Genomic DNA, 6584 nt, shown 5'->3' with positions numbered 1-6584 from the left:
GTATCCAGCGGCTATCCCCAGGTGATCAGGCGCTTGGGGTGTTCCAGGACCGCCGCCACATCGGCGAGGACCTTGGAGCCCAGCTCGCCGTCGACCAGCCGGTGGTCGAAGGAGAGCGCCAGGGTGGTGACCTGGCGGGGCTTGACCTTGCCCTTGTGGACCCAGGGCTGGAGCTTGACCGTGCCGAAGGCCAGGATCGCGGACTCGCCCGGGTTGAGGATGGGCGTGCCGGTGTCGACGCCGAAGACGCCGACGTTGGTGATCGTGACCGTGCCGCCGGCCATGTCCGCCGGGCTGGTCTTCCCCTCGCGGGCGGTGGAGACCAAGTCGCCGAGCGCGGCCGACAGTTCCGGGAGGGTCTTGGCCTGCGCGTCCTTGATGTTGGGGACGATGAGGCCGCGCGGCGTGGCGGCCGCGATGCCCAGGTTCACGTACTCCTTGCGCACGATCTCCTGGTTGGCCTCGTCCCAGGCCGCGTTGACCTCCGGATGCCGCCGGATCGCGACGAGGAACGCCTTGGCGACGAGCAGCAGGGGGTTCACGCGGAGCCCGGCCATGTCCGGGTCCGACTTGAGTTCCTGCACGAGCTTCATCGTGCGCGTCACGTCGACGGTGATGAACTCCGTGACATGCGGCGCGGTGAAGGCGCTCGCGACCATCGCCTGAGCGGTGGCCTTCCGTACGCCCTTGATGGGTACGCGGACCTCGCGCGCGGCCAGGCCGGCGGGCTGCGGGGCGGCCTCCGGAGCGCTCTCCGGCTCGGCGGGCGCGGCCGCCGGCGCGACCGCGGTGGCCGCCGCCGCGTGGACGTCCTCGCGGGTGACGGTCCCGTCCGGGCCGGTCGCGGCGACCGAGGCCAGGTCGATGCCGAGGTCCTTGGCGAGCTTGCGGACCGGCGGCTTGGCGAGCGCCCGCGCGCCCGGAGCAGGCGTCTCAGCGGCGGGAGCCGCACCGTGCCCGTTCAGCTCCGATTGAATCGCCGCACCGGGGGACGAGGTCCCCGGCTGCGGCTTGCGCGCCCGGCGCTTCGTGGAGGACGGCGCCGCGCCGTACCCGACCAGGACGGCCTTGCGCCCCTCGCCCTCACCCTCGCCGGGCTCCTCCGCGGACGGCTGGTCCTTCGGCGGATAGTACGTCTGCTGGTCCGGCACCGTCGCCACCGGCTCCGCCGGGCCCGCCCCCGGCTGGGTGTCCACCACGATGATCGCGGTGCCCACGTCCACCGTCACGCCCTCCTCGAAGCGCAGCTCGTGCACCGCTCCGTCGAAGGGGATGGGCAGTTCGACGGCGGCCTTGGCGGTCTCCACCTCGCAGACCACCTGCCCGTCGGAGACGGTGTCCCCGACGGTCACGTACCACTTGAGGATCTCGGCCTCGGTGAGCCCTTCGCCCACGTCCGGCATCTTGAACTCGCGAAAACGCCGGCTGTTCGCCGTGTTCGCCGTGTTTCCGTCAGCTGTACTCGCAGTCATCGTCTCGTACTCCCCTCAAGCCCTTCAGTACGCCAACGCGCGGTCGACGGCGTCCAGCACCCGGTCCAGTCCCGGAAGGTACTCGTCCTCCAGCCGCGACGGCGGGTACGGGGCGTGGTAGCCGCCGACGCGCAGGACGGGCGCCTCCAGGTGGTAGAAGCACCGCTCGGTGATGCGGGCGGCGATCTCGGAGCCGGTACCCAGGAAGACGGGCGCCTCGTGGACCACGACCAGGCGGCGGGTCTTCTCGACCGACGCCTGGATGGCGTCGAAGTCGATGGGCGACATGGACCGCAGGTCGAGGACCTCGATCGACTTGCCCTCCTCCTCGGCCGCCGCGGCGGCCTCCAGGCAGGTCTTGACCATCGGTCCGTAGGCGACCAGCGTCAGGTCGGTGCCGGTACGGGCCGTACGGGCGGCGTGCAGCGCGGCCGGCACGGCGGAGCGGTCGAGTTCCGACTTGTCGTGGTAGCGGCGCTTGGGCTCGAAGTAGATGACCGGGTCATCGCTCTGTATGGCCTGCTGAAGCATCCAGTAGGCGTCGGAGGCGTTCGACGGCGATACGCACTTGAGGCCCGCGACGTGCGCGAAGAGGGTTTCGGGGGACTCGCTGTGGTGCTCGACGGCGCCGATCGCGCCGCCGTAGGGGATGCGGATGACGACCGGCAGCTTGATCTTGCCGAGCGCACGGGCGTGCATCTTGGCGAGCTGGGTGACGATCTGGTCGTACGCGGGGAAGACGAACCCGTCGAACTGGATCTCCACGACGGGGCGGTAGCCGCGCAGCGCGAGGCCGACGGCGGTGCCGACGATGCCGGACTCGGCGAGCGGGGTGTCGATGACCCGGTCCTCGCCGAAGTCCTTGTACAGGCCGTCGGTGACGCGGAAGACGCCGCCGAGCTTGCCGACGTCCTCTCCCATGATCAGGACCTTGGGGTCGTTCTCCAGCGCGGTGCGCAGGGAGGCGTTGATCGCCTTGGAGATCGAGAGCTTCTCGGCGGCCATGTCAGTTGCCCTCCTCGGCGAACGACGCCTGATAGGCGGCGAACTGGGCACGCTCCTCGTCGACGAGCGCGTGCCCGTCGGCGTAGATGTGCTCGAAGATCGCCATGTTGTCGGGGTTGGGCATGTTCCGTACGGCGTCGCGCACCCGCTTGGCGAGGGCGTCGCTCTCGGTCTCCAGCGCGGCGAAGAACTCCCCGTCCGCGGCGCCGGTCTTCTCCAGATATGTCTTCAGCCGCAGGATGGGGTCCTTGGCCTCCCACAGCTCGCGCTCCTCGTCCCGCCGGTACTTCGTCGGGTCGTCGGAGGTGGTGTGGGCGCCCATGCGATACGTGAACGCCTCGACGAGCATCGGGCCCTGGCCCGTACGGGCGCGCTCCAGGGCGGCCTTGGTGACGGCGAGGCAGGCGAGGACGTCGTTGCCGTCGACGCGGACGCCGGGGAAGCCGTAGCCCTGCGCGCGCTGGTAGAGCGGGACGCGGGTCTGCTTCTCGGTGGGCTCGGAGATCGCCCACTGGTTGTTCTGGCAGAAGAAGACGACGGGGGCGTTGTAGACGGCGGCGAAGGTGAAGGACTCCGCCACGTCGCCCTGGCTGGACGCGCCGTCGCCGAAGTAGGCGATGACGGCCGAGTCCGCGCCGTCCTTGGCCACGCCCATGGCGTAGCCGGTGGCGTGCAGGGTCTGCGAGCCGATGACGATCGTGTAGAGGTGGAAGTTGTTCTCGTTCGGGTCCCAGCCGCCGTGGTTCACTCCGCGGAACATGCCGAGCAGGTTGGTCGGGTCCACTCCGCGGCACCAGGCGACGCCGTGCTCCCGGTAGGTCGGGAAGACGTAGTCGTCGGGGTTGGTCGCCCGTCCGGAGCCGATCTGGGCGGCCTCCTGGCCGAGCAGGGAGGCCCACAGGCCCAGTTCGCCCTGGCGCTGGAGGGTGGTGGCCTCGCCGTCGAAGCGCCGGGTGAGCACCATGTCGCGGTAGAGGCCGCGCAGCTCTTCGGGCGTGAGGTCGATGGAGTAGTCCGGGTGCTCGACCCGTTCGCCTTCCGGCGTCAGCAGCTGTACCAGCTCGGGGCTCTCGGCCTGCGCCTTCGTGCCCGCGGCCGGCTTCTTCGCGGTCGCGGTCTCGGCCGTCTTCTTCGTGCTGCCGGCGGGCTTCTTCGCGCTGGTGGTGCGCTTGCTGCTGCGGCGCGGTGTGCGCGCCGTGCTTTCCGCGGTCACGTGTGCTCCTCCGTCTGTCCGGCCCCCGGGGTCGCCGGCGGCCAGAGGGGATCCCTCCCACCGTGAGGTGGGGGAGGCTCGCTCGGTGTCCGACGGCACACAGGGTGGGTGTGCCGAGGCCGGAACCGGGCGTGACAGGCGCCCCGGCGAATGGCCTGCAACAGGCACGTTACCCAGTGCGTCACAACTCTGCGAAACCCTATCTGACCTGCGATTTTGCTTGGATTTCCAAGTAAATCGGGAAAGCGGGGAAACGCCACTGGTCACAGCCTTGCAGGGAGCCGGAACGACGGCACGTTATCCCGAGTAACAAGAGCAGGGGAAGACTTCGTGTGTGAGACTGACGTCGTGCGCGAACATGGCAAAATCACTGTATTTCTACTCGATGACCACGAAGTCGTCCGGCGCGGAGTCCACGAGATGCTCTCCGTCGAAGAGGACATCGAGGTGGTCGGCGAGGCCGGTACGGCGGCGGACGCGCTGGTGCGCATTCCGGCCACCCGGCCCGATGTGGCGGTGCTCGACGTGCGGCTGCCGGACGGCAGCGGGGTCGAGGTGTGCCGCGAGATCCGTTCGCAGGACGAGGGCATCAAATGCCTGATGCTCACTTCTTTCGCCGACGACGAGGCCCTTTTCGACGCGATCATGGCAGGCGCCTCCGGCTATGTCCTCAAGGCGATCCGCGGCAATGAGCTGCTGTCCGCCGTCCGGGACGTGGCGGCCGGGAAATCCCTGCTCGACCCCGTCGCGACCGCCCGCGTCCTGGAAAGGCTGCGCGACGGCAACGCGCCGAAGGGGGACGACCGGCTCGCGGGCCTGACCGAGCAGGAACGCAAGATTCTCGACCTGATCGGCGAGGGCATGACCAACCGCGCCATCGGCGAGCGGCTGCACCTCGCCGAGAAGACCATCAAGAACTACGTCTCCAGCCTGCTCTCGAAGCTCGGCATGGAGCGGCGCTCGCAGGCCGCCGCGTACGTCGCCCGACTCCAGGCGGAGAAACGCTGACCTCCGGCGGGGTCCCCGCGGCACCCGTCCCAAACCGCCCCAGTACGCCGTAATCGGGACCAACGTCCCTGACCAAAAGGGCGGGTGCCCCTACTTGGCCCGTACCAAGGGGGGCAGAGTAGTCCCCATGCCCACCCACGAATATCGAGCGATCGACCTCCTCGGCCGCACCCCCTACGGCCGGGTCTCGGTGAGCATGCGCGCCCTGCCCTTCGTCACCGTCGCCCGCCACATCGTCGTGGGCGGGCACGTCATGCTGCGGCTGCACGGCGGATTCGGCTACGCGCAGGCGTGCGACGGCAGCGTCGTCGCGTACGGCGCGGACAACATCGGCGACGGGGACGCCCAGGTCTGGACCGTGCAATTCGTGGGCACCGCCAAGATCTTCACCCCCGGCACGCGCGAGCTGGAGCTCTTCGGAGGGGCCCCGCGCACCGCCGACGGAGCGCCCTTCGATCCCACATATTTGTGCGTCGAACCGCAGTTCATCACCGTTCACCACCTCGGAGATGTCCCAGCGCGACGACCCGTGCACTCTGCGTGATCTAGCATTTGGCAGGTGCCACGCTCACTTGTCGCCCCTGCCGGGGCCCTGCCGCATGCCCCCGCCCGGCCTCCGGGCCGCACCGCCCCCGTCCAGGGCAGAAGCAGAACCCCTCAGGCAGCCCAGGTACCGCAGAGCCCCCCGGACCGCGGTACGGCGGCGGGCACCTCCCCCGAAAAAGGCCCCGAAAACGGCCCCGACGGCGGTCCCGACGGACCCGACAGCAGCACCCTGCGTGCCCTGCTGCGCCGCTACGAGCAGACGGGCGAGGCCCTGACCTGCGAGCCCCTGACGCAGGGTCTGCTGAACCGCGGCTACCGCCTGGCCACCACCCACGGCCGGTACTTCCTCAAGCACCACCTCGACGCCGACGCCGCCGCCGACCGCGCCGCCATCGCGCGCCAGCACCACGCGACCCTGCGGCTCCGCGCCCTCGGCCTGCCCGTCGCCCCGCCCGTAGCCGACGGTGACGGCCGCACCGTCGCCGTCGTCGGCGGCCGCTGCTACGCCCTGCACCCCTGGGTCGAGGGCCGGCACCGCGACGGCGCCGAGCTGTCGGAGCCCCAGTCACGCCGCCTGGGCACGCTGCTCGGCCGGGTGCACACCTGCCTCGAAGAGGTCATGCCGGGCCCGCAGGGGGGCGGGGAGGGCCCGTGGGGAGGCGGCGAGGGCCCGCCGCACGCCCCTGCGGCGTCAGCGCCCCCGGACGCGGCGGCCAGGGCCGAAGACACCTTCGCCCTCATCGAGGAGCTGCTCAAGCTCGTACGCAGCAGCCCGCGCGACATCTTCGGCGAGCTGGCCGAACACCGCCTCGTCGAGCGCCGCGCCCTCCTGGAGCGCCACGCCCACCGCCGCCCCGCGCCCTCCGCCACCCCCGCCCGCGGCTGGGTGCACGGCGACTTCCACCCCCTCAACCTCCTCTACCGGGGCGGCGAACCGGCCGCGATCGTCGACTGGGACCGGCTCGGCGTCCAGCCCCGCGCGGAGGAGGCCGTACGCGCCGCGGCGATCTTCTTCGTACGGCCCGGAGGCACCCTGGACCTCGTGAAGGTACGCGCGTACGCGCGCGCGTACCGGGCGACGGCGGGCGCGGACAGCGCCGAACTGGCCGCCGCAGCGCACCGGGTGTGGTGGGAGCGGCTCAACGACTTCTGGATGCTGCGCTGGCGCTACCAGCTCGACGACCGCCGCGCCGACCCCGGATTCCCGGCGTCCTCCGCCCTGTCGGTGTGGTGGACGCGCGAATACGCGGCCGTACGCGGGGCGTTCTGCGACTGAGCGGGCGGAAACGGACGGACGCAGGGCTGGAAACGGAAGAGCCGGGGGCAGCGCCGTACAGCGC

The 6584-nt window shown here is 70.8% G+C and carries 6 protein-coding genes; 3 read left to right on the top strand and 3 right to left on the bottom strand.

The features are described 5' to 3' along the window. Window positions 1–11: 11 nt before the first annotated feature. The 3 genes from ACFU99_RS28050 to pdhA all read right to left on the bottom strand — a co-directional run bounded on the left by ACFU99_RS28050 (window position 12) and on the right by pdhA (window position 3690). Window positions 12–1403 (bottom strand): dihydrolipoamide acetyltransferase family protein, encoded by a 1392-nt coding sequence (locus ACFU99_RS28050; RefSeq protein WP_384397143.1) that lies wholly within the window; start codon window positions 1401–1403, stop codon window positions 12–14. 93 nt (window positions 1404–1496) lie between these two features. Beyond that, window positions 1497–2477, bottom strand: coding sequence for an alpha-ketoacid dehydrogenase subunit beta (locus ACFU99_RS28045; protein WP_384397134.1), 981 nt, complete (start codon window positions 2475–2477; stop codon window positions 1497–1499). A 1-nt stretch (window position 2478) separates the two neighbouring features. Next, on the bottom strand, window positions 2479–3690 hold the full coding sequence (gene pdhA / locus ACFU99_RS28040; protein ID WP_384397131.1) for a pyruvate dehydrogenase (acetyl-transferring) E1 component subunit alpha: 1212 nt from the start codon (window positions 3688–3690) through the stop codon (window positions 2479–2481). 348 nt (window positions 3691–4038) lie between these two features. On the opposite strand from pdhA, the gene ACFU99_RS28035 reads away from it, so the two are divergent. The 3 genes from ACFU99_RS28035 to ACFU99_RS28025 all read left to right on the top strand — a co-directional run bounded on the left by ACFU99_RS28035 (window position 4039) and on the right by ACFU99_RS28025 (window position 6520). Then, entirely contained in the window at window positions 4039–4698 is a 660-nt protein-coding gene (locus tag ACFU99_RS28035; RefSeq protein WP_384397140.1) for a response regulator, read from the top strand. A gap of 127 nt (window positions 4699–4825) precedes the next feature. Continuing rightward, window positions 4826–5242 carry a pyridoxamine 5'-phosphate oxidase family protein gene (locus ACFU99_RS28030; RefSeq protein WP_384397128.1) on the top strand — a complete coding sequence of 139 codons (417 nt, stop codon included), beginning with the start codon at window positions 4826–4828 and terminating at the stop codon, window positions 5240–5242. Window positions 5243–5482: 240 nt separating this feature from the next. Further along, window positions 5483–6520, top strand: a complete 1038-nt coding sequence (locus tag ACFU99_RS28025; RefSeq protein WP_384397137.1) for a phosphotransferase — start codon at window positions 5483–5485, stop codon at window positions 6518–6520. The last annotated feature ends 64 nt before the right edge of the window (window positions 6521–6584 follow it).

Source organism: Streptomyces sp. NPDC057654, from assembly GCF_042800135.1.
In the GTDB taxonomy this organism is placed as follows: domain Bacteria; phylum Actinomycetota; class Actinomycetes; order Streptomycetales; family Streptomycetaceae; genus Streptomyces.
This window is presented reverse-complemented; position numbering and strand designations above follow the sequence as displayed.